Annotated in this window: 15 protein-coding genes; 9 read left to right on the top strand and 6 right to left on the bottom strand. The window is 39.0% G+C overall.

Annotated features, from left to right (window positions below):
- The first annotated feature begins 92 nt into the window (after nucleotides 1-92).
- From ABTV71_RS22760 to ABTV71_RS22750, 3 genes are all read left to right on the top strand, one after another.
- Nucleotides 93-3,272, top strand: coding sequence for a SusC/RagA family TonB-linked outer membrane protein (locus ABTV71_RS22760; RefSeq protein ID WP_433901211.1), 3,180 nt, complete (start codon nucleotides 93-95; stop codon nucleotides 3,270-3,272).
- Between the two features lie 10 nt (nucleotides 3,273-3,282).
- Nucleotides 3,283-4,875 (top strand): SusD/RagB family nutrient-binding outer membrane lipoprotein, encoded by a 1,593-nt coding sequence (locus tag ABTV71_RS22755; protein WP_433901210.1) that lies wholly within the window; start codon nucleotides 3,283-3,285, stop codon nucleotides 4,873-4,875.
- A gap of 214 nt (nucleotides 4,876-5,089) precedes the next feature.
- Nucleotides 5,090-5,296: a hypothetical protein gene (locus tag ABTV71_RS22750; protein ID WP_433901209.1), complete on the top strand. Its 207-nt coding sequence runs from the start codon at nucleotides 5,090-5,092 to the stop codon at nucleotides 5,294-5,296.
- Between the two features lie 125 nt (nucleotides 5,297-5,421).
- Here the strand turns inward: ABTV71_RS22750 and ABTV71_RS22745 are convergent, their stop codons facing one another.
- Nucleotides 5,422-5,634 (bottom strand): hypothetical protein, encoded by a 213-nt coding sequence (locus tag ABTV71_RS22745; protein ID WP_433901208.1) that lies wholly within the window; start codon nucleotides 5,632-5,634, stop codon nucleotides 5,422-5,424.
- 592 nt (nucleotides 5,635-6,226) lie between these two features.
- Here ABTV71_RS22745 and ABTV71_RS22740 point away from each other — a divergent pair.
- From ABTV71_RS22740 to ABTV71_RS22715, 6 genes are all read left to right on the top strand, one after another.
- Nucleotides 6,227-9,409, top strand: coding sequence for a SusC/RagA family TonB-linked outer membrane protein (locus ABTV71_RS22740; RefSeq protein WP_433901207.1), 3,183 nt, complete (start codon nucleotides 6,227-6,229; stop codon nucleotides 9,407-9,409).
- A gap of 11 nt (nucleotides 9,410-9,420) precedes the next feature.
- Nucleotides 9,421-11,079, top strand: coding sequence for a SusD/RagB family nutrient-binding outer membrane lipoprotein (locus tag ABTV71_RS22735; protein ID WP_433901206.1), 1,659 nt, complete (start codon nucleotides 9,421-9,423; stop codon nucleotides 11,077-11,079).
- Nucleotides 11,080-11,089: 10 nt separating this feature from the next.
- The gene (locus ABTV71_RS22730) at nucleotides 11,090-11,992 is read left to right on the top strand and encodes a hypothetical protein (protein ID WP_433901205.1); all 903 of its coding nucleotides are present in this window, start codon (nucleotides 11,090-11,092) and stop codon (nucleotides 11,990-11,992) included.
- 437 nt (nucleotides 11,993-12,429) lie between these two features.
- A complete protein-coding gene (locus ABTV71_RS22725) occupies nucleotides 12,430-15,540 on the top strand; it encodes a SusC/RagA family TonB-linked outer membrane protein (protein ID WP_433901204.1) in 3,111 nt (1,036 codons plus the stop codon).
- Nucleotides 15,541-15,568: 28 nt separating this feature from the next.
- Nucleotides 15,569-17,167, top strand: a complete 1,599-nt coding sequence (locus ABTV71_RS22720; protein WP_433901203.1) for a RagB/SusD family nutrient uptake outer membrane protein — start codon at nucleotides 15,569-15,571, stop codon at nucleotides 17,165-17,167.
- Between the two features lie 388 nt (nucleotides 17,168-17,555).
- Nucleotides 17,556-18,791 (top strand): porin, encoded by a 1,236-nt coding sequence (locus tag ABTV71_RS22715; RefSeq protein WP_121126320.1) that lies wholly within the window; start codon nucleotides 17,556-17,558, stop codon nucleotides 18,789-18,791.
- A 114-nt stretch (nucleotides 18,792-18,905) separates the two neighbouring features.
- On the opposite strand, the gene ABTV71_RS22710 is transcribed toward ABTV71_RS22715, so the two are convergent.
- From ABTV71_RS22710 to ABTV71_RS22690, 5 genes are all read right to left on the bottom strand, one after another.
- The gene (locus ABTV71_RS22710) at nucleotides 18,906-19,475 is read right to left on the bottom strand and encodes a Crp/Fnr family transcriptional regulator (protein ID WP_433901202.1); all 570 of its coding nucleotides are present in this window, start codon (nucleotides 19,473-19,475) and stop codon (nucleotides 18,906-18,908) included.
- Between the two features lie 10 nt (nucleotides 19,476-19,485).
- On the bottom strand, nucleotides 19,486-20,760 hold the full coding sequence (locus ABTV71_RS22705) for an adenylosuccinate synthase (RefSeq protein WP_433901201.1): 1,275 nt from the start codon (nucleotides 20,758-20,760) through the stop codon (nucleotides 19,486-19,488).
- Between the two features lie 126 nt (nucleotides 20,761-20,886).
- Nucleotides 20,887-21,468 (bottom strand): NAD(P)H-dependent oxidoreductase, encoded by a 582-nt coding sequence (locus ABTV71_RS22700; RefSeq protein WP_433901200.1) that lies wholly within the window; start codon nucleotides 21,466-21,468, stop codon nucleotides 20,887-20,889.
- Between the two features lie 59 nt (nucleotides 21,469-21,527).
- The gene (locus ABTV71_RS22695) at nucleotides 21,528-22,094 is read right to left on the bottom strand and encodes a Crp/Fnr family transcriptional regulator (RefSeq protein ID WP_433901199.1); all 567 of its coding nucleotides are present in this window, start codon (nucleotides 22,092-22,094) and stop codon (nucleotides 21,528-21,530) included.
- A 39-nt stretch (nucleotides 22,095-22,133) separates the two neighbouring features.
- A complete protein-coding gene (locus ABTV71_RS22690; RefSeq protein WP_121126325.1) occupies nucleotides 22,134-22,601 on the bottom strand; it encodes a DinB family protein in 468 nt (155 codons plus the stop codon).
- Nucleotides 22,602-22,641 lie beyond the last annotated feature (40 nt).

Genomic DNA, 22,641 nt, shown 5'->3' with positions numbered 1-22,641 from the left:
CTAGGCAATGTGTGTTTAGACAGTTATGTTAATGGATATAGTTTATATCAATATATAGGATTAGAAAAATAATAAAATTAACTAACTAAAACATGAAACAAACATTACTAAGTTTTCTTGTTGGCGGAATGATCTTGACTTCGGTCGCATTCGCACAGGAAAAAAAGATTAGTGGTCGTGTTACATCTGCTGATGGTAAAGCAATACCTGGGGTGACAGTGGTAGTACAAGGCACTAATCAAGCGACACAAACAGATGCTGATGGTAATTATTCTTTGAGTGTGCCTGCAGGCAAAGTTGTCGTCTTCCGTTCAGTTGGTTTTGATGATAAAACCATTATTGTTAACAACAACAGCACTGTGTTCAATGTATCTTTGTCAGGACAGGACAATGCATTGGAAGAGGTGGTGGTGACGGCGATGGGACAATCGCGCCAAAAACGAGCATTAAGTTATGCTACACAAGAAGTGAAGGGGAGTAAATTGACTGAGGCTGCTAACAGCAACTTGGCGACAGCATTACAAGGTAAAGTATCAGGGGTTCAGGTAACACCTTCTTCAGGTATGCCGGGAGCATCTGCTAATATTACGATCCGTGGTGCACGTTCATTCACTGGAAATAACTCGCCATTATACATTGTTGATGGATTGCCGATTTCATCGACTTCAGATCAGTCAACTGGAAACTCCGTTACCGGAGCCGATTACTCGTCAAGAGGTCTGGATATTGATCCAAACGATATCGAAAGTATTAATGTTTTGAAAGGACAGGCGGCATCTGCTTTATACGGTATGCGTGCTTCCAATGGTGTGATTATTATCACCACAAAGAGCGGAAAAGGAAAACAGGGAAAACCACAGATTTCTTACAATTCCAATGTTTCTTTTGACAAGGTTTCAGTATTGCCAGAATTTCAAACAAAATATGCGCAAGGAACAGGTGGGCAGTATTCACCATTGTCTTCTATGTCTTGGGGCCCTCTTATCGATCAATTGGCCAATGATGCGACGTATGGTGGGAATATGGATAATGATTATACTAAGGAGTTTGGTAAACAGAAAGATAAGTATTATGTGCCACAACGCGCTAACGCAGGCTTAGATCCTTGGGCTACTCCTCGAGTTTACAACAATGCGAAAGATTTCTTTAACGTAGGAAATACCTTTAACAACTCCTTTAATATTGTGCAAGGATTTGAAAAAGGAAGTTATGCGTTATCTTTAGGAGCAACAAATGCTGACGGTATTGTTCCATCAACTGGAATGGATCGTTATACAGCTAAATTATCGGGAGAAGCTAAGTTGTCCGATAAATGGACGACCGGTTTCACAGGTAATTATGTCAATTCACATATTTCAAAGCAAACAGGTGCAAATAATGGAATTATAGCTACAGTTTATGGCGCTCCAGCTTCATATGATCTAAAAGGCATACCTTCCTATTATCTAAACGCGCCGACAAGCCAAAATACTTATCGTGGTACATCGGGGTTTGATGATGCTTATTGGGCTGTTGAGAATAATAAATTCACTGAGGATACGCAACGTTTCTTTGGTAACGGCTTTGGACAATATGCGACTAACTTAGGTGAAAACCAAAAATTAACGCTGAAATATCAGGCAGGTGTTGATTCGTATACAACCAATTATACCGACCTGTGGGGCTATGGCCATGCAAATGGATTTGGTGAAGTTGAAAATTTTAATGTCTCTGTGACAGAGTGGAACTCCTTGGGGACAGCTGCATACAATTGGAAAATCAACGATGATTTGGTCTTTGATGCCATGGTTGGTAACGAGATTGTAAATCGTGTTCGGAGAAGAGATTACGCTTATGGAATGAATTTCAACTTTCCGGGATGGAATCATATCAATAATGCTTCAAGTGTAACCGGAGAGCAAACATTGCGTCACACGCGCACCTTTGGTACATTTGGTAGTTTGGCGTTGGCGTACAAAAACATGTTGTTTTTGAACGCAACCGGTCGTAATGATATTGTTTCTTCCATGCCTAGAAACAACCGTTCATTTTTCTATCCTTCTGTTTCGGCAGGCTTTGTCTTTACAGAATTGGAAGGTGTGAAAAATTCGGTATTGACCATGGGTAAATTAAGAGCATCATATGCTGAGGTTGGCCAAGCTGGAGATTACTACGAAAGCTATTATGACAAACCAACATATGGTGGTGGTTTTTCCAGTGGTACGCCAATTATTTATCCAATCAACAGTGACGGTATAACTTCTTATACCCCATACTCCATTGTTTATGACCCGAATCTGAAACCGCAAAATACCCAAGCGATTGAAGTCGGTACGGATCTGACCTTCTGGAATGGTTTAATCAATTTGAATTATACCTTCTCCCGTCAAAATGTAAAAGACCAAATATTCGAAGTACCTTTGGCAGCTTCTACAGGTTACTCTAGCTTAGTTACAAATGGCGGTAGAATTCATACCAATGCACATGAAGTTACTTTAGCCGTTGCGCCATATCGTTCGGGTGATTTCAAATGGGATTTTGCATTCAATTTTACCAAAATCGATAATTATGTCGATGAATTAGCCGAGGGTGTAAACAGCATTTTTATGGGCGGTTTTGTTACTCCGCAAGTTCGTGCAGGTATAGGATCTAAATTCCCGGTTATCTATGGTGTATCCTATTTGAGAAATGATGCCGGACAGATTGTCGTTGATAAAGATGGCCTTCCGCAGGCAGGTGAAGAAAAAGTAATCGGTAGCGTTTCTCCAGATTTTAACCTAGGTTTCAATACAAACTTCGAATATAAGAAAGTGAGGCTTTCAGCAGTATTGGATTGGAAACAAGGTGGGCAAATGTATCATGGTACTTCTGGATTATTAGACGTGTATGGTGTTTCCCAAAAATCGGCTGATTTCCGTAGTGGAGACGGATTTTTATTTGAGCAAGCTGCAGTAAAAGAAGTAGCTCCGGGTCAATACGAAAACAACGATATCCTGATTGATCCTTCTAAAGCATACGATTATTTCAATACGTTGAGCAATATTTCCGAAGCTTCTATACAAGGTACCTCTTTTGTTAAGTTACGTGAAGTTGCTGTAGGATATCCTGTTTATCAAAATTCGAAAATCAAGGTTGATGTAAATGCATTTGCACGTAACATTATTCTTTGGTCTGAATTGAAAGGATTTGATCCTGAGGTTTCACAGGGAAATACAAATATGTCGGGTGCATTCGAGCGTTTTTCTCTACCGGGCACATCAAGTTATGGACTAGGTGTTAACATTAAATTCTAAGATTAATACAATGAAATTAAAATTAAATATAGTAGGATTATTGGCCATGGGCGTCTTGGCTACTCCAGTAATTTTTACTTCTTGTTCAGAGGATGCGATGGACAAGATCAACGAAAATGTGAACAAACCTACAGATGTACAGGCTAAATTTTTGTTGACTGATGTGATCACTAGAACTGCTTTTTCCAATGTAGGAGGGGATTTTAACACCTATCTTTCTACCTATGTGGAGCATGAAGTAGGGGTATTCAATCAGACATGGAATGCAGAGCATCGTACAAATGAGCCTTCGGCAGCATCGACGTTTAACAATACTTGGGGGAATATGTATTTTGCACTCCGCGATGCCCGTATTGTCATTGAGAAATGTTCAGAAGGAGGCTCACAAGCTGGCAACCATACCACATTGGGTATGGGGCAGGTAATGGCAGCTTACAACTTAGCTTTGTTGACCGATATGTTTGGTGATGTACCCTATTCTGAAGGGTTTAAGCCTTTGGAAAATAAGAATCCCAAATTAGATAAGCAAGAAGATTTGTATAAACAAGTTATTGCATATCTTGATGCGGCAATAGTGAATCTTCCTAAAGGAGATACACATGCGTCAGGTGCAGCAGGTGGACAAGATATATTATATAATAGCAATAGTGCCAAATGGCTGAAATTTGCGTATGGGCTTAAAGCCCGTTACGGAATGCGTCTTTTGAAAGTTTCTTCAAATAAGTCGGCTGCATTAACCGAGGTTATCAAGAATGTGGATAAATCTTTCGCGAGTGCTGCTGATGAAGCGAAGTTTGCATTATATAGTAAGACAAACTTAAATCCATTATTTGATTTTCAGTGGTCAAGAGACGGTTTGGCAGCGAGTAAAAGTTTAGCGGATAAAATGATTGATCGCAAAGATCCGCGTTTGGTCCGTGACTTTTTTACGCCACAAAATTCAAAGACTGGTGTGTGGACACAGGTAAATGATATCGCATCAAATGCAGCATCGTATAAGCTATTGGCTCCAAATGGAGAAAGCGAGCAGGTACAGTATCGGTATTTAACCTCAACATTTGTATTTTCTCAAACTGCTCCTACTCAGCTTTTGAGTTATCATGAGCTGTTATTTTTGAAAGCGGAGGCAATGCAACGTCTAGGACAGGGAGCCAGTGTTGTAGAGCCGGTTTTAAAACAAGCAGTAATCGCTTCAATCGTCAACTCGGAAGTTTCCGTTGATGCAGCTTTGGCAGCACCGACAGTAGCTGCAAATGGTACAATGGCTGAAACATCAGATAGAATTACAAGTTCAGTTGCTTCCGAATATTTTGATAATAACGTTAAACCATTATTTCAAGCTAATCCATTGAAAGAGATTGCAAACCAAAAATATTTAGCATTCTTTGGAGCTTCTGGTGAGTCAACTGAGATGTACAATGATATCCGCCGTTGGAAAGCAAATGGAGAAAATCTTATCGAATTGAAAAATCCCGGTAAATTTCCATTACGCTTACCATATGGTAATGATGATACAACAACGAATCCAAATGTTCAGGCAGCATACGGTAATGGACAATATGTCTACACTGAAAATGTTTGGTGGGCAGGCGGTACACGCTAGTCTATTTAATTTAATATAAGACAAAAAGCGATCTCGAAAGAGATCGCTTTTTGTGTTTTTATTATTTCTGATTCTCGATAATGAGCGAGTTTTGAGTATATTTCCTCAATAATTAATTCTCAATTGCAGAGGAGAGAACGATAAATTGCTTTTTATATGCAATTTATCTAATTTTGAGGAAGAAATAAAAACAAAAGTAGGAAGGAGTAACACAATGGGCACTCAAGAATATTTATTGGACAAAGCGGAGAGAAAAGGAGTAGAGAAAGGTATCAAGGAAGGCATCAGAAAGGGGATTGAAAAAGGCAAACGGGAAGAAGCTATAGCTATAGCCTTAGAGTTCAAAAAAATGGGTATACCGATAGCAGATATCGCCCGTGGTACAGGTCTTTCTGTCGAAGAGATTGAAAAATTGAAATAAAGTGATTTTTTGAAGTTTAAAAATAGCTATTTGAAGCCATTTCTGCAAAGGAATGGCTTTTTGTCTTCGAATATATTGAGACTTGGTATAACCGAAAAAGGCAACATTTTGCCTTAGGATACTTATCAGCAGAGGAGTTTTTCAAAGGCTTTCAGAAAGTTGTTCCTGACATATTTTATGGAAGACTCTACTTTACCTTTGTCTGTTGGCCGGCGAGGTCTGCAGGCAATACCTGCACAATGATAATAACTGAGAAATTCCGCATACTGTGCCTGTAGGGTGGGTTCGTAGAGATCTACCTTGGTTAGACCCGAGCGCAGGTTGTCCAGCTTGACCATTTTTGGGACACCCCCTTTTTTGTTTAGCTGTACATATTTTATAATTTCTTCGATTGGGACTTGGTGGTTCAATACAAGCTGGCAGAGGGTAAATCAAGAATATGAAATGAATCTCATTCAGTACAAATTAATGGTATAATGTTGATCGATAATGCGATTTTGCGGCAACCTGGAAAGCAAACTTTAATGAACAGAAAGGAATAAACAGCTTTGTCCCGAAAAATAAAGAGCGATGAATAATGAAGAAATAACACTGTCTGAGAAAATATATATAGAATCAATCAGCAGGCAATATATTCTAGTTTAAAAACTTGGTTTTATGATTAACAATGTTACTTTGGATGGTAATTGTTTTAAAATTAATTGTTTGTTAGTCAGTGTGTTGGAGTGGTTTGTGAATTTATTGTTATCATAAAGTTATGCTAGCATTGTAAAAATTGAAAAAAGTTATAATTTTGTATTTAACATTTTTTAACAGGTGAAAACAATCTGTTGAAAAACATGTTACTAACTATAATATATATTATTGAAAAGTATATTACTAACCATAGTATTTTTTTAAAAAATAAACATTTTTAATAAACGTAAACATATGAAACACAAATTACTCAGTTTATTCGTGGGCAGTATGATCTTGACATCCGTTGCTTTTGCGCAGGAAAAGAAAGTCAGCGGTCGCGTTACGGGTGCTGATGGCAAACCATTAGCTGGTGTAACAATTTCCGTTCAAGGGTCAAATGTCGCTACTCAAACAGACGCAAATGGTAATTATTCATTATCGGTGCCTAATGGCAAAGTTATTGTATTTCGCTCGGTCGGATTTGCAGATAAAACTTTAATTGTTAGGGATGGACAATCATCATTTAATGTTTCTTTGTCGGGAGCTGATAATGCTTTAGAAGAAGTAGTAGTTACTGCCTTAGGTATTTCTAGATCTGCAAAAAGCTTGTCCTATTCTACGAGTCAAGTGAAACCAGATGAATTGGTGCAAAATTCGGAACCGGATTTGTTTAAAAATCTGCAAGGAAAAGTGGCCGGGGTTGATATTAGGACTTCACAAGGTACTCCTGGTGCCGCTACCCGCTTTCAATTGCGTGGTAATAATTCCTTTTCAGGGGAAACTCAACCTTTAATTATCGTCGATGGTGTTCCATACGATAATACCATGACGGAGACAAGTAACATGACTTCTGGAGGATCTGGTTATGGATCTGGTATTGCAAATTTGGATCCGAATGATATTGAAACGTTCAATATTTTGAAAGGATCTGCTGCTGCTGCTTTGTATGGTTCAAGGGCGTCGAGTGGTGTTGTTATCATTACAACCAAATCTGGTTCTGCTAAATTAGATAAACCTACTTCTATCACACTAAAAAGTTCAGTTTCAACAGAAAATCTTGCGAACTTACCGCAGTATCAAAATATGTTTGGTGCCGGTTCACAATTCAATTACTCAAATTCCAATGGCTCATGGGGTCCCAAATTTGGTAGTATCGATAGCATACCAATGTGGCCATCTTATATCGATGCTTTTCCTGAATTGTATCCTCCGGGTTCTAAAGTTGCTTACAGAGCGTATCCAAATAATATTAAAGAACAATTCAGAACTGGTGTATTGTTAGAGAATTCTGTAAATATCGCTGGAGGCTCGGCCAAATCTGGTTTCAACTTAACAATTTCGCAACTGGACCACAAAGGTTATGTACCGAATTCATTCTTCAAAAGATATAATATTGGAGCTGGGGGGGTCTTAAAAATCTCGGAAAAATTTAATGCACGGGGAACTGTATCGTTAAGTAATTCAAATCAAAGAGGGGGATTTTTCGGTGAAAACCAAGTTGATGGAGCAGCCTCTGCGTTTGCGAGATCTTTGTTTTTGGCTAGAAACTGGGATATGAGTCTCCCATGGGAGGATAAAAATGGACACAACTTGAATTGGCTAGGTGGCTCTCAGTTTGACCATCCATTATGGTCTGACTACAATAACTACGCAAATACAACGGAAAATCGTGTTCTTGCCTCTTTCGGTTTTGATTATACAATCAATGATTGGTGGAAATTAGACTATAATTTAGGTACATCTATGAGTTTTATGGATCGCAATGAGATCTATGAAATATCATCTAGAGCGTACGAGGGGCTAGGTGGACTTGTGGTGGATTCACGTAATCATCGAGAGCTCGAGACTACATTTAGGAGTATTTTTAGTCCTAAGATAAATGATGACTTTTCTTTCACTGGTTTCGTCGGATTTAACTATAATCAGCGGGTCACTGACCGTAATACAGATGAGGGGAGACGTTTTATATCTGAAGGTATCCACTCATTAACGAATACTGCTGCTCAGAAATTCATCAATGATAATTTCTACAAAAGGCGTATCATGGGTGTATTCGCGGAGGGACAGGTAGGTTTTAGAGAATATTGGTTCTTGACTTTGACAGGAAGAAATGATTGGTCTTCGACATTGCCTAGTAATTCGCGTTCTTATTTCTATCCCGCTGTTTCAACATCTTTCATCTTAACAGATGCATTGAATATGAAAAGTGATATTCTAAGTTTTGCAAAACTTAGAGCTGCTTGGGCGAAAGTAGGGAAAGATACAGATCCATATAATTTGGTTAACACCTTTATCATCGATCAGAATTTCTTAGGACAGCCAAATGGAAGTATTAATACAACTTCTTTTGATCCAAACTTAAAACCTGAGTTTACGAAAGAGCTCGAACTTGGAACAGAATTACGCTTTTTTAAGGACCGTGTAAATTTAGATTTTACTTGGTACAATAGAATTTCGACCGATTTGTTAGAGGCAATCCGTGTACCGACATCTTCAGGTTACGATGAATACTTTACCAATTTTGGTAAAATAAGTAACAAAGGTATTGAAGTTGGATTAACGATAAAACCATTAAGTTCAGAAAGTAATGTGAAATGGAATATGCAATTTGCATTTACCAAAAATAAGAACATGGTTGAGGAGTTAATTGAAGGGACCGATAGAATGGAACAACGAGGAATATTATCCGGTACGATTTCTACGTATTATGAACCTGGTCAACCATTTGGATATTTACGTGGAACGAAAGTATTTAGAGATGATAAAGGTAATGTTTTGATTAATCCTGCGACAGGCGGGATGATTCAAGATCCTAATAATGAATATAACGTAGGTAATCCAAATCCCGATTTTAAATTAGGTATAAATAACGTTGTTAGCTACAAAAATTTCACTTTCGCAGCACTTTTCGATTGGACCAAAGGTGGAAAAATGTACTCTGTTACCAATTCGTCTATGCTAGGCCGTGGGGTTGCAAAATTAACGGAGGATCGCGAATACAATGTGATTCTTCCTGGTGTATATGGAGACCCTAATACAGGTAAACCTATTTTGGATGCTAATGGCAACACCATATGGAATCAAACTAAAATAACGGTAAATGACCTGTATTTTTCACCTAATGCGACAACTGGCCAAACCTTTGCAATTAATACAGCTACTGAATGGAATATTTATGATGCTACTGTTTATCGTTTGAGAGAGCTGTCTATAGGTTATGAGTTTCCTAAACGTCTCTTTGAAAACTCCTTTATTAAAGGGTTAAGTGTTAGTCTAACCGGAAGAAACTTATGGCATTTTGCCCCGGGATTCCCTAAATACTCAAACTTTGACCCTGAAGTAAATAGTTTTGGAGCTAGTGCAGTTCAAGGTGTAGAACTTTCAGCCGCACCGACAACTAGAAGATATGGCTTTAACTTAATTGCTAGATTTTAATTGCTTATAACATGAAAAAAATAAAATTAATAATAGGAATCGCTTTGGCAGTCACTGTTGTATCTTGTTCAAAGCAATTAGATATTAATAATGATCCCAATAATCCAACAATTGTAAAATCCAGTGTGCTCTTACCTCGTGTTGAAAAATATTTAGGCAAAGCACTAGCTAGCGGGTCTGAAGGTGGTTTCGGCCAAAATTTGTCCGTTTACATGCATCAAATGACGATGTATGGTGATGCAGATCAGTATAGTGCAGGTGCAGGCGAATTTAACTGGGTACAGGGTTGGGATTTTGCGTATAGAGAAGTTTTGACAAATACAGATATACTTATAAAACAAAGTACGCAATCTGGGGATCTATATTACGCTGGGATTGGGAAAATATTGAAAGCTTATACTTTCTCTGTCTTAGTTGACTTATATGGCTCTGTGCCATTTACTGAAGCTAATAGTTTGGTTGGAGGAATAAAATATCCTCGGTATGACGAAGGGAAAGATATTTATCCACAACTCATTGCCTTAATCGATGAGGCTGTTGGGGACTTGAAAAATGGTTCTGAAAATGACCTAAATATTCCCGGTAATGATGATGTAATTTATAAGGGTGATATTAAAAAGTGGAATAAGGCTGCTTATTCACTAAAGTTTAAGTTATTACTTGAGCAACGGAAGATAAAAAATGTCTCGGCAGATGTTAATGCAATCATTAATTCTGGAAATTTAATTTCGACCACAGCTGAGTCTTTTATGGTTCCTTTTGGCCCTAATGGAGCTACCGACGACCGTAATCCTGGGTTTGGAGAATATTTTGCCACACAAAGAACAATGTTTGTAAGCCCTTGGATTTATGAGATCATGAAGGGATATAATACAAATATTTTTAAAAACATTGTTGACCCTAGGATCCCATACTACTGGTTCAATCAAATGAAAGCTTCAGATGCTTTCAATGGAGATCTTGAATATAGAGATGGTGGCTTTGTCACACAGTATTTCGGAACCCAGGGACCAAACAAAGGTAAAAATAACCAAAATCAGGTTACTGTATTGGGTGTTTTTCCTGTCGGTGGTCGTTATGATGATGGTAACGGCGGTAGAGTGAATGCCAGCAGCGCGACAGGAGCTGCTCCTTATCGTTTAATTACTTATTCTGATATCCTGTTTTGGAAGGCTGAATTGATTCAGGCTGGTGTAATTACTGGAAATGCAAGCACAACCTTCGAAACTGCTATGAAAGAATCTATGAAAATGGTGGATGCTGTAGTCGAAGGAAATGGGTCTTCACAGCAAATTCCTAAATTATCTGGAGCAGCATCTGATAGTTTTGTGGATAAAGTTAAGACGGCTTTTGATGCAGCTAACGCAGCAAAGAAAATGGAAATTATTATGACCCAAAAATGGATATCTAATTTTGGAGCTTGGGTCGAACCTTATAACGACTACCGTAGAACAGGATATCCAGTATTGTTTGATCCGGCTAATTTTGGTGGAAAAATGACACCTCCTGCAGGAGGAAATGGTGGTCAAGATAGCCCTAGTGTTGTTGTAAGTCAAAGCTTGAAATTTCCGCTTTCTCTTCCTTATATTTTAGATGAAATCAGTAAAAATCAAAACGCGCCAAAGCAAAAAACGGATTTGAGTACTGCAAAAGTATTTTGGATGCCTTAATTGAAAAACTATGAAAAAGATAATATATTCTTTAACGCTACTTGCTATTATATTTATAGCTTCCTGTAGAAAAAGTGATAACCCTGCGATGATGGATGGGATTGTTTATTTGAATCAACCCACAATAACAAAGGTTTCGGGTGACGCATCAATAAAAGATAATGAACCGGATAAGTTCAACGCTAAAATTAAAATTGACCTCTATTTCAAGGATTCAAAAAAGCCGAAATATTTGGATATCGTTGTTATGAAAAACGGTGATGCTGCAAATGTAAAGGTATTGAAGGGACAGGTAACTAGTTTTCCTTCAGAGATTGAAGTAACGGGTACACAGCTAAAAGCTTTGTTTGGAACAATCGTAAGCGGCGACAATTTTGATTTCGGTGCGAATTATATTACTGATGATAACAAGACTTATTTAGCGTTTCCCTTGGGTGGAGGTTTGCCATATGGCCCAACAGTTGGGCAGCAAACAGGAACTAGTACAATTATTCGTTATAGCTGTATTTGTGGATTTGATATTGATGGGTTTCTCGCAGACGGTAAGTTTGAAGTTGTATCAGATGAGTGGGCTGACTTTCAACCTGGACAAAAGATAACTTTAACTAAAACTGGTGCGAACCAACTGACGATTCCTGGGGCATATCCAGTGTTTAAACCATTTGTTGTTGATATAAACACTAATGATAATACGGCTGTCGTCAAGTCTACCTTAGCAGGAGATGAAGCTACCGTTACAAGTGTTTATGGAGGCGGGGGGGCTTACGGATCATTAACAGTTTCTACTGCTGGTTCAGCTTCAGCAAGTTTTATTGATCCATGTAATGATGAAATTCAATTAAACATACAATACGTGTTTTCTAAGTTTGGAAACCAAGGTGCGTTTATTTTGAAATTGAAGAAAGTAAAATAATCAGATATTTAATTAAGAGGTCGCATAATTCTAAAATTATGCGGCATTCTTATTTGCTAGTAAAGGAAATGTTTTACTTCCATTCACTTGTATTTATTTGATTAGATGTACAGAGTTACATTCTATTTGAATGGATAAAAAGGTTTTTACATGTTTGTTACAATGTAAAAACCTTTTTTATTGTTATAAATCCTTGTTTTTGTGATGTTTGAATATTTTTCTTTAAAATTTTATTCTGTAAATATTATGTGTGCATTGCAAATGTGAAAATATATTTTAATATTTGTTTTAACATATTTTTAACATTAGGGCCGTCTAATGTTTAATAATATGAAACTAACTGGAAATCACACTTAAATTATTGGAAAGTAAAAAGCTAACCAAAGTGTTTTTCTACATTGCTAACGAAACATATTAATTTAAATAAACATAAACATATGAAACACAAATTACTCAGTTTTTTGCTGGGTGGTGCGATTATTACATCAGTCGCATTTGCCCAAGAAAAGAAGGTTAATGGCCGAGTAACAGGAGAAAATGGTAAGGGATTACCAGGTGTAACTGTGCTTGTTCAAGGGACCAACCAAGCTACTCAAACGGATTCAAATGGTAACTATTCTATTAATGTCCCCTCAGGAAAAACATTGGTTTTTCGCTCTGTTGGATTTTCTGACAAAACAATTTTAGTTAACCAGAATTCAAGTTTATATAATGTAAGCTTGGACGGATCTTCATCGGCACTAGATGAGGTTATTGTAACGGGCTATGGCACGCAACGTAAGCGCGAAATCACTGGTGCCATCACATCAATTAAGGGCGAAACAATTAAGGATATTCCAGTGCCATCCCTGGATAAAGCATTACAAGGACAGGCCGCTGGGGTTCAGGTTTCAACAACTTCAGGTTTATTAGGACAGGCCGCTAAGATTCGCATTCGTGGTACAAACTCCATATCTAGTTCTAGCTCCCCATTATATGTGATTGACGGAGTTCCATACCTTTCCGGCGACAACGGTGCGATTATGGCAAATAACCCGTTAGCAGATATCAATCCCAATGATATTGCTAGCTTAGAAGTATTGAAGGATGGTGCTGCTACAGCTATCTATGGATCTCGTGCTGCAAATGGTGTTATCCTGATTACAACTAAGAAGGGTAAAGTAGGAACACCTGTCATGACTTATGATGGCTGGGTTGCCGCTGCCTCTCCTTCAAAATATTTTGATCTTTTAAATGCAAAAGAATTTATGGAGATCACAAACGAGAAGCTAAAAAATTCAAATCAAGCTGATGCCGCGTTTGAGACAAAGGATCCTCTAAGTGGTCAAGTTTATGATACGGACTGGCAAAAGGAGATTTTCAGAACAGGTCTTCAGCATAACCATGCTCTTTCATTTAGCGGGGCTACAGAAAAAACAAATTATTATTTTTCTGGTGGCTTTACAAATATGCAGGGGATATCTGATGCGAATAGTTTACAAAAATTTTCTTTAAGAGCCAAAGCGGAGCAAAAGGTTTTTAATGATAAAGTTACAATTGGTTTCAATTCAGCGGTTAGCAATCAGACCAACTATGGTTTTAATACCTCAGAGGCCGGACTTTCTTCCAATGTTGCGGCAGCAATTTTTGCATTTCCAAATGTTCCTGCGAAATGGGCTGACGGTAGCTATAATTTATCCGCGGATTTAAAGAGCCTAGGCCAGGGCAGTAACAAACTCCCTATTTATGGTAGTTATACCAATCAACGCTATGTTCTCGATAAGAATATTTATAAATCTAATATGTTATCTTTTAATGGGAATGGATTTATCAATGTTGAAATTTTAAAAGGACTTAGTTTTAGATCTCAAATTGGGGTAACAACACAAAATGGAGAAGATTTTCTTTATTGGGATCCGGGACATGGTGACGGACAGAGTGTTGGCGGACGTGTTTATCAGTATTCTTTGCCAAGAAACCTCTACAATTGGCAGAACTTACTTAATTATACAACTGAATGGACAGACAACTCGCTATCTGTAGTAGTGGGATCCGAATACCAAAAATCAAAAACCCGGTATTTCTTTGCGCATGGATTTGGATTATCATCTACTTACTTTGCTGAAAACGAAAATATTATATCAGGATCATTAACAAATCAACTGCTAGGAGGAGCTGCTTCTGAAAGATCATTTAGTTCTATTTTCGGAAAATTAAACTATGCTTTCAAAGAGAGGTATTTAATTTCTGCATCCTTGCGTCATGATAAACTCTCGGACCTTCCTTTTGGTGAACAAGGGGCTGTGCTGCCTGGAGTTTCATTGGGATGGGACGTTGCTAAAGAGGGATTTTTTAATAGTAACGTAATTTCTCAATTTAAAGTTCGTGGTGGGTATGCTAAGGTTGGTAATACTGAGATTGGCCTCTATCCATATGCCGGTTTGTTTGCAGCGACACAGTATGGTGCCGAAAATGGAATCTATTTTTCTCAAGCAGGCAATGATAAGCTAAAATTTGAAACAAGTAATAAATGGAATTTTGGTATTGATTTAGCGTTTCTTCAGGATAGATTTTTCTTTACAGCTGATTACTTTGCGAACAATATTAATAACATGATATTACAGGTCCCGACAGCGCCGTCTTTGGGAATTCCAGACAATATAATCGCACAGAATATCGGTACGATGTCTAATAAGGGGATTGAAGTTAGTTTATCTGGAGCAATTATAAAAAAAGAGAATTTCTCATGGAATACCAATTTAAATGCAACCTATGTGACCAACAGTGTAAAAACTTTGGCTGGCAGACCTATTCCATATAATTATCATCGAGTGGAAGTAGGTCACGCGCTGGGTTCTTTCTATGGCTATGAATATGTTGGCGTAAATAAGGCAAACGGAAATGCAATGTATTCTAAGGCGGATGGAAGTGTTGTTCAAAACATTGGTGGGACCACTGGTTATGCATTTTATGATGAGGCAGACCCAACTAATGTAAAAAATACTTCTGGAGCGGCATTGGGTGAATCTGATAAAAAATGGCTTGGTCAGGGGAATCCAAAATGGTTTGGTGGTTTTAATAACACTTTTGCTTATAAAGGATTTGATATGTCACTAAATTTCAGTTTTGCTTTTGGATATAAGATTTACAACAAAACGCGCCAGGAACTTCTTAACCATACCAACTTTGCGAATGCGGGAAAAGAGTTACTTGACAGATGGACTACTCCAGGACAAGAAACTGATGTGCCTAAATTATATTATGGTGTTGACAACGCATTGAATTTAAATGGTAGTTTAAATAGTCGTTTCTTGGAAAATGGTGCTTATTTGAGAGCGCAACGTATTGGGGTAGGGTATAATTTTTCCAATGCGCCATTCTTGAAAACTATTTATTTGAGCAAGCTACGCGTATTTGCTACCGTAGATAATGCTTTTGTACTCACAGGTTATAAAGGGTTGGATCCGGATCTAGCGAATAGTTCAACTTCAAATGCACAACCTGCATTGGACTTCAGATCTAATCCTCTTCCAAGAACCTTTACATTTGGCGTCAATGCCTCATTTTAATTAATGACTTATTTAATTGGAAATCAAAATGAAACTAAAATATAAAAGTAAACTCGCATTGGCTGGGTTATTAATGGCACTAGCGATGCCTTCATGTAAAAAATTTACTGAACTTTCACCATTGGATAAGCTGTCGGATAACACGGCATTTTCTTCCAAACAAAACATTGAACTAGCGCTAAACGGTGTATATTGGCAAGCGGCCGTGGGACGTTACAATCCTGGTACCGGTTTGACCACTGGACGTGGCTACCCATTCGGAGGGGCTTCAATCGAACAGGGAGAAATGCGTGGTGAAGATATGGTTAATCTTCAGGCTTTTTATCAAATCACGTATGAGGGAACTTATACTGCAACAACTGCTAATAACGTAAATCACTGGGAGCAATTGTACGCCTTAATAAATCAAGCGAATGTTTTTATCAAAGGAGTTGAAGATGCCGTTGGAAAGGGGGTCATTACGCAAGACGAAAGTAATGCTTATAAAGGAGAAGCACTATTTTTGAGAGCTTTGGCTCATCACGAGTTAGTTTTACATTTTTGTAAGCCTTATGCCGATAATAAAGGTAGTAATCTAGGGGTGCCGTATCGGACAAAAGCGATGATGGGTGCACCTGATGTAGAAGAAGGAATTTCTCAAAAACGTGGTACTGTTGCTGAAGATTACGCCAAGATTATTGAAGATCTCAATAACGCAGAGAATTATCTTCCTGCAGCCAAAGCTGATAAGGCACTATCCATTTCTAAAGCAACGAAAGGTGCAGCAATTGCATTGAAAACTAGGGTTTACCTACACATGGCAGATTATGATAATGTGATCGCTGAAGGTAAGAAATTAGGTGCTGATGTAGGTTCTGGCGCATTTACTTCTCCGATCGGGGGGTATAAACTGGAAGCAGATGTTGAGACGCCATTTACTTCTCAAGCAAATAACCTGGAATCAATTTTTTCTATTGCCCAAACGCAGGCGCAGAATGGAGGGGTCAATGGAGCTATTGCGAGTATGTTTTCCGCAAGTGCTTTCAAGGGACGTGATTTAATCGCTACTAGCCCTAATCTTTACAATGCCGATTTCTGGGTAGAGGGAGATGCTAGGAAAACTAAGTTGCAATATATTCAGACAACTGGCAACTATAAAATGGTTTTCAATTACAAATATAGAGCAATAGCGGTTTTAGATTCTTGGAATCCAATTATTAGATACTCTGAAGTATTATTGAATACTGCTGAGGCCTATGCTTATAAAGGTAATAATACACAGGCTTTTGCCTTATTAAATGCAGTTCGAAATAGAGCAGTTCCTTCAAGCAAACAGTTTATGGTTGCACCTAGTGACCTAAAACTAGCCATCTATCAGGAACGCAGAATTGAGTTTACTGGGGAAGGAAAGCGTTGGGGGGACTTACACCGTTTAGCGCTAAGTTCTTATGGGAAAAACGGCGTGCCAGCGAAAGTTTTGTCTGCTCAGCTTACGACTGGAGGTTTAGATAATTACAAACCGGGAGTGGTTGTTGAGGCTAAGCGTGCAGCAATTCCATATACAGATAAATCGTTTATATGGCCGCTCCCTCAATCTGAAGTTTCCTCAAATCCTAATCTAGAACAAAATCCAGGTTACGGTAATTAATTTTTATTAATTTATAAAAATAGTAGGTGAGCATCTTGAACGATGTCTCGCCTATTTTTATGGATATAAAATAACAAATCTTATACAAGAGATATTCTATTGCGATAAAGGAATAAAATTCGTGTGCTATTATTATCAAATTATTAATTTTATGTGTACAAATTAATAGTCTAACAATTTATTAATACTAACTTAACATTGAGAATCTATTTTTACGGCATTGAAATAAGGGGGGCTTGTAATATTTAATCAGAACCTGTAATCCTCTTAAGATTCATTCATTATATTAGAGATTATTATAATACCAATGAACCATCTGGACATAAGATCTGTTTATAGACATGTTCGCAAGTCCTGATGATATTCATTGCTACAAAAAAGTTATTCAATGAAAAAAGCACTTTTACTCGCAACTCTGATCGGTCCAGCAGTAGCCATGGCGCAAAATAACAATGCGCCCTCAAGTTATGACCCACATGATATCAAAATCACGGGATACCTTCAGACACAGTTTCAAAAGGCGCAATCTCCAGGAATAACTTCGTTCTCCGGTGGCGATTTCTCCAAGAACTCGGACAACCGTTTTATGATCCGACGTGGCCGCCTTAAGATCGACCGGGTGGATACCTATTCAAGTATTGTATTCCAACTCGATGCGACTCAGGACGGCGTGCAGTTAATGGATGCTTTTATCCAATTGAGACATCCTGATCAGAAAGGCTTAAGTCTTACAGCCGGTCTCTTCAACAGACCCTTTGGTTATTCTATCGTTTACTCCTCAGGTTATCGTGATTTCCCGGAAAGAGCACGTGTTTTTCAAACTTTAATGCCACGGGAGCGTGATCTTGGCGGGATGGTCAGCTATCACCCTGGGGGTAAAGTGAAATTCTTGAATTTAGACCTCGCCCTGGTAAATGGAAGTGGACACTCAGCAAAAGACTATGATTCCAAAAAAGATCTAATCGGAAACTTAGCTTTTAAATTCGATAGTCTTGCCGATGAGAGATTGCACCTTGGTTTTGGGGGCTCTTTCTATAAAGGATCTGTCCGTAACGACACAAAGACTTATTATACCTCTAATGGAGCCGGTTATATTGCGCATACCAGCGATGAGAATGAAGGCAAAGGAATTGGCAGAAATTACTATGGGGCAAACTTACAGATTGAACTGGACAACAGCTTTGGAAAATCCAGCTTCAAAACAGAATATGTCGCTGGCGACCAGCCCGGTGTCGCAGGAGGGGCGGATATCAAAGGCCCGTATGCAAGCAGAAGTTTTACGACACAGCCGACAACGGATTTGTACCAGCGAAAATTTAACGGTTATTACCTTTGGTTTACGCAGGAAATCGCAAAAACAGGTGTGACAGCTTTGTTAGCTTACGATGTGTATGATCCCAATACAAAGGCAAGCGGAATGACCATCGGAATGCCTGATAATTTTACGGCCGATGGAGATGTAAAATTCAGTACATTGGGTTACGGTGTTGCTTATCAGATCAGCAATCGTCTGAAACTTACCGTCTATAACGAGCATGTAACCAATGAGGCGACTAGTTTGCCGAATTTTTCTGATGATCTCAAAGACAACGTTTTTACAACCCGCTTGCTATACAGATGGTAGAGTAAATGAGGTAATAAACTGACATTTCATATCGCAAAACCACAGTTTGATGCATGGTTCCGTGACAGCCCGCCGGGCTCACTGCGGATGGTGGGCCGCTATGAATAGTATCTTTTATACGATATTTTTTCGGATGCGGCTTAAGGATGAAGCGGTAATGCCCAGATAGGAAGCCAGCATGGCTAAGGGCACTCGGTTTGCCAGCCCGGGATAGAGCTTTAGAAACAGCAGATAGCGCTCGCTGGCGTCGAGATTCATCATCGTATTTGCTGTTTTTAACTTGCTTTCAATGACAAAACCGTACAGCTTAGCCATCAGTAAGGGCCAGATTTTGATCTCTTTTTCCAACAGCAGAAAATTATGGATATCAAGGCTCCATAGCTGTGCATCTGTTATGGATTCGATATAATCGTTGGATGGAGTACGGTCCAGAAAACTTTGAAAATCGCCGATAAATCGGCCTTCGTAGATAAAGTATCTTGTAAAATCGTCGCCTTTATTATTGTAATAAAGGGAACGAAATACACCGCTTTCTACAAAAGCTATACTATTGGTAACCTTTCCACAGGCAACAAAATAGGTCGCTTTTGGAGTAGTCTTCTTCTCAAAGGCCTGCCTGATCAGGCCTTCCTCCCGCTTATCAAGCTGACCAAATTTTCGGATATAGGCTAAAAGCTGCTCCATAATACATGCATTAATTACCTAAGATAATCATTTCTTCCCGTTGCGGTCCAGTGGATAGATATTTTACGGGGATCTTTAACTCCTCTTCCAAAAAGGAGATAAATAGTTTCAGTTCTTTCGGAACTTGTGCCTGCTGGTTGATTTTATTCAGGGGTGTATCCCACCCGTCAAAAAATTTCCAGACTGGCCGCGCAGCATCGTCCACAAAAGATGGGGCGGCTAAGGTTTTTGTGTTGCCATTTATCTCATAGGCTGTGCAAATCGGTACTTCGGACATGCCATTTAAAATGTCAGCCTTTGTCAGGACAAGATCGGTCACGCCGTTTAACATGACCGCATATTTTAATGCAGGAAGGTCTAACCAGCCCACCCTCCGGGGCCGTTTGGTGTTGGATCCAAATTCGCCTCCTTTTTCACGTAGTTCATCAGCAAGGGTGCCTGTTAGCTCTGTTGGAAATAGACCGTTTCCCACACGTGTGCAATAGGCCTTGGTAACTCCATAGATCTTATCAACTAGTCTGGGCGACACACCCAAACCTACACATGCTGCGGAGGCAATGGTATTTGAGGAGGTGACATAGGGGTAGCTGCCGTGATCAATGTCCAATAAAGTGGCCTGAGCACCTTCAGCCAATACTTTTTTATTGTTGCTGAGTGCTTCATTGATGATAATTTCGGTATCCGTAATCTGTAGCTTTTTTAAAAAATTACATGCGTTCAGAAAATTATCAAATAATTCTTGTACTGCCGGAATATCCTGCTCCAGAGCTTGCAGCTCAAGGTGCTGCTTTTTTAGGACCTGAAACACGTCTGCTTCGAAATTGTTGGAGAGTATATCACCAACACGTACATTGTGTCGGAGTATTTTATTGGAATAGGTGGGGGCAATGCCATTTTTTGTTGTTCCGATAGTACGGTATTGTGGGGATTCTTCGAAATACATATCCCAGTACCTGTAGGTAGGTAATACAAGATGGGCCTTTGCTGATAGGATAATCCGATGAATTAAATCGGCATCAGACAGATCGGCTTGAAGCTGTTCCACTTCCGCCCGAAGTGCCAAAGGATCGATGACCACACCGGTACCGATGATATTTTTGATATGGGGATAAAAGATTCCTGAGGGCAGCAGTTTGAGTGTGACACGTTTGCCTTTATGGTAAATGCTATGCCCCGCGTTTGCCCCACCATTAAACCGGGCGATAATGTCATAATCACGGCTGATCAGATCAATGATTTTTCCTTTTCCTTCATCTCCCCACTGGAGTCCAATTAAAATATCCATATTGCTGTTGTATTGAATTGATGGAACAAAACTAGGGCATAGCGCGAAAGGGACAATTGCCATTTGGCAAAAAGACAAATGAGGGCATTTACTCTTTGAAAAATTTGCCGGCGAAACAAAGCGGGTTTAAGCTTGTCTTTGTCCGAGCTGTTTGATTTTTTGCAGCCATTTATCCCGCTTTGTCGCATCGGAAGTCTTTATAATTCCGAGGTATGTCACTTTTACAGGCGATATACCGCAAAATAGCAAGGTTGATCTTTTGAGTTGATTGACACTCGGCCTGCCATAGATAAGGGCATAATACCAACCGGGCTGATCTAATGTGGTGATAATCCGCGCAGATTTTCCTTTGAGTAATTTGTCCCAAAAAAGAGAGTTTTCACGGTATTGGAACGTAAAACCGGGCAAAAAGAGCCTATCGATAAAACCTTTCATCATAGCCGGAAGACCGCCCCACCAAACGGGATGTACCCAAACTAAATGATCTGCCCATTGGATATCTTCCCAGGCTTGCAGGAGGTCGGGTTCGAGCGCTGTTCGCTTCTGGTACCCAAACTGAAGATTGGGATTAAAATTCAGATCAGCGATGTTAATCGAACGGACTTCTGCTCCAGCTTCTTCAGCGCCTTTTTTGTATGCTGCCGCAATACCAAAGTTGAAGGATTCCCTATTGGGGTGGCCGTTGAGGACAAGTATTTTCTTCTTCATGTTATTCTTTTGACAACACAAAGTTAGCCGTACTCATCCCTGATTTATAGGACAAATGTCTAAAAAGTGATTTCGCTTCGGATTCGGCTTAAATGCCGTTGTGTAATGCCCAGATAAGAGGCTAAATATTGTAGCGGTATTTGTTGGACAAATTCGGGTTGATCTCGAAGTAAAACCATATAACGTTGTAAAGCTGTTTCTTTCTGTAATTGAAAGATGCGTTTTTCAAGTTCGAGGTATTGCTGTTCAGCAATCATTTTAAGATATTTTGTCCAGACTAGACTTTCGGCAGCAAGTTTGTCAATAGCACTTTTTTTGATGACCCAGAGTTCTGCGGGGCTGAGGGCCTGCATGGTCTCAACACTTGGTCCACCGGTGATAAAAGAGGAGTAGGCAGCGATTAGGCTGTTTGGAAATCGAAAACAATAGGTGACATCTTCTGTGCTTGAGCTGCTGTAATACGAACGAAAAATTCCAGAGGCAATGAAGGCGACCTCGTTGCAGGGTTGATTCTCCTTGAAAAAAAAATCGTTTTTATTCAGCTTTCTGAATTCAAAAAGCTGAACAATCTGGTCAATTTCTTCCGGATTGAAGAGGCCTAATGACTGAAAATAAGCTGCTATCATAGGTGCCAAACTTAGCTAAATTTCCTTCGATAATGCGATTTATTGGCTGATCATTTTCTTTATCAGGACAATTTGTCCCAAATGATAATAACTGTGTTCAATCACACCCTCAATATTCCTGAGATAGGATCCATATTTTTCCTCAAAGAAAGGCTGGTCAAAAATTTCTGCATCAAGTTGTTCGACTTTATCGGCAAAAAGCGCTGCATTTGTCAAAAAATCAGACCGAAGTTTATCCCAATCGTTCTTTTCAGTTATTTCAGGCAGGTCGAAACTGTATTTGTCACTGATTTCCAGTTTTCCTGTTTCAAGCGCCGCAAGCAGTCCCCTTAAATAGTAATTGATATGATAAGTAAGGGCCGCAATTGTATTTAAATCCTTGATCTTGAAGATCGCCTGCTGCCAACTGATATCCGACAGTTGTTCCTGATAATTGGTATTTGCAATCCAATGACCGCTTAATAAAACTTCTCTAAGTCTGTTTGCAATGAAGGAATTTCTATCCATGACTTATTATGTGGTTTATTGATTAGTTTCTTCCTTCGCT

Origin of the sequence: Sphingobacterium puteale, assembly GCF_050986225.1 — a bacterium.
GTDB lineage: Bacteria > Bacteroidota > Bacteroidia > Sphingobacteriales > Sphingobacteriaceae > Sphingobacterium > Sphingobacterium puteale.
Note: the sequence above shows the minus strand (reverse complement) of the source record. Positions and strands in the feature narration are given on the sequence as shown.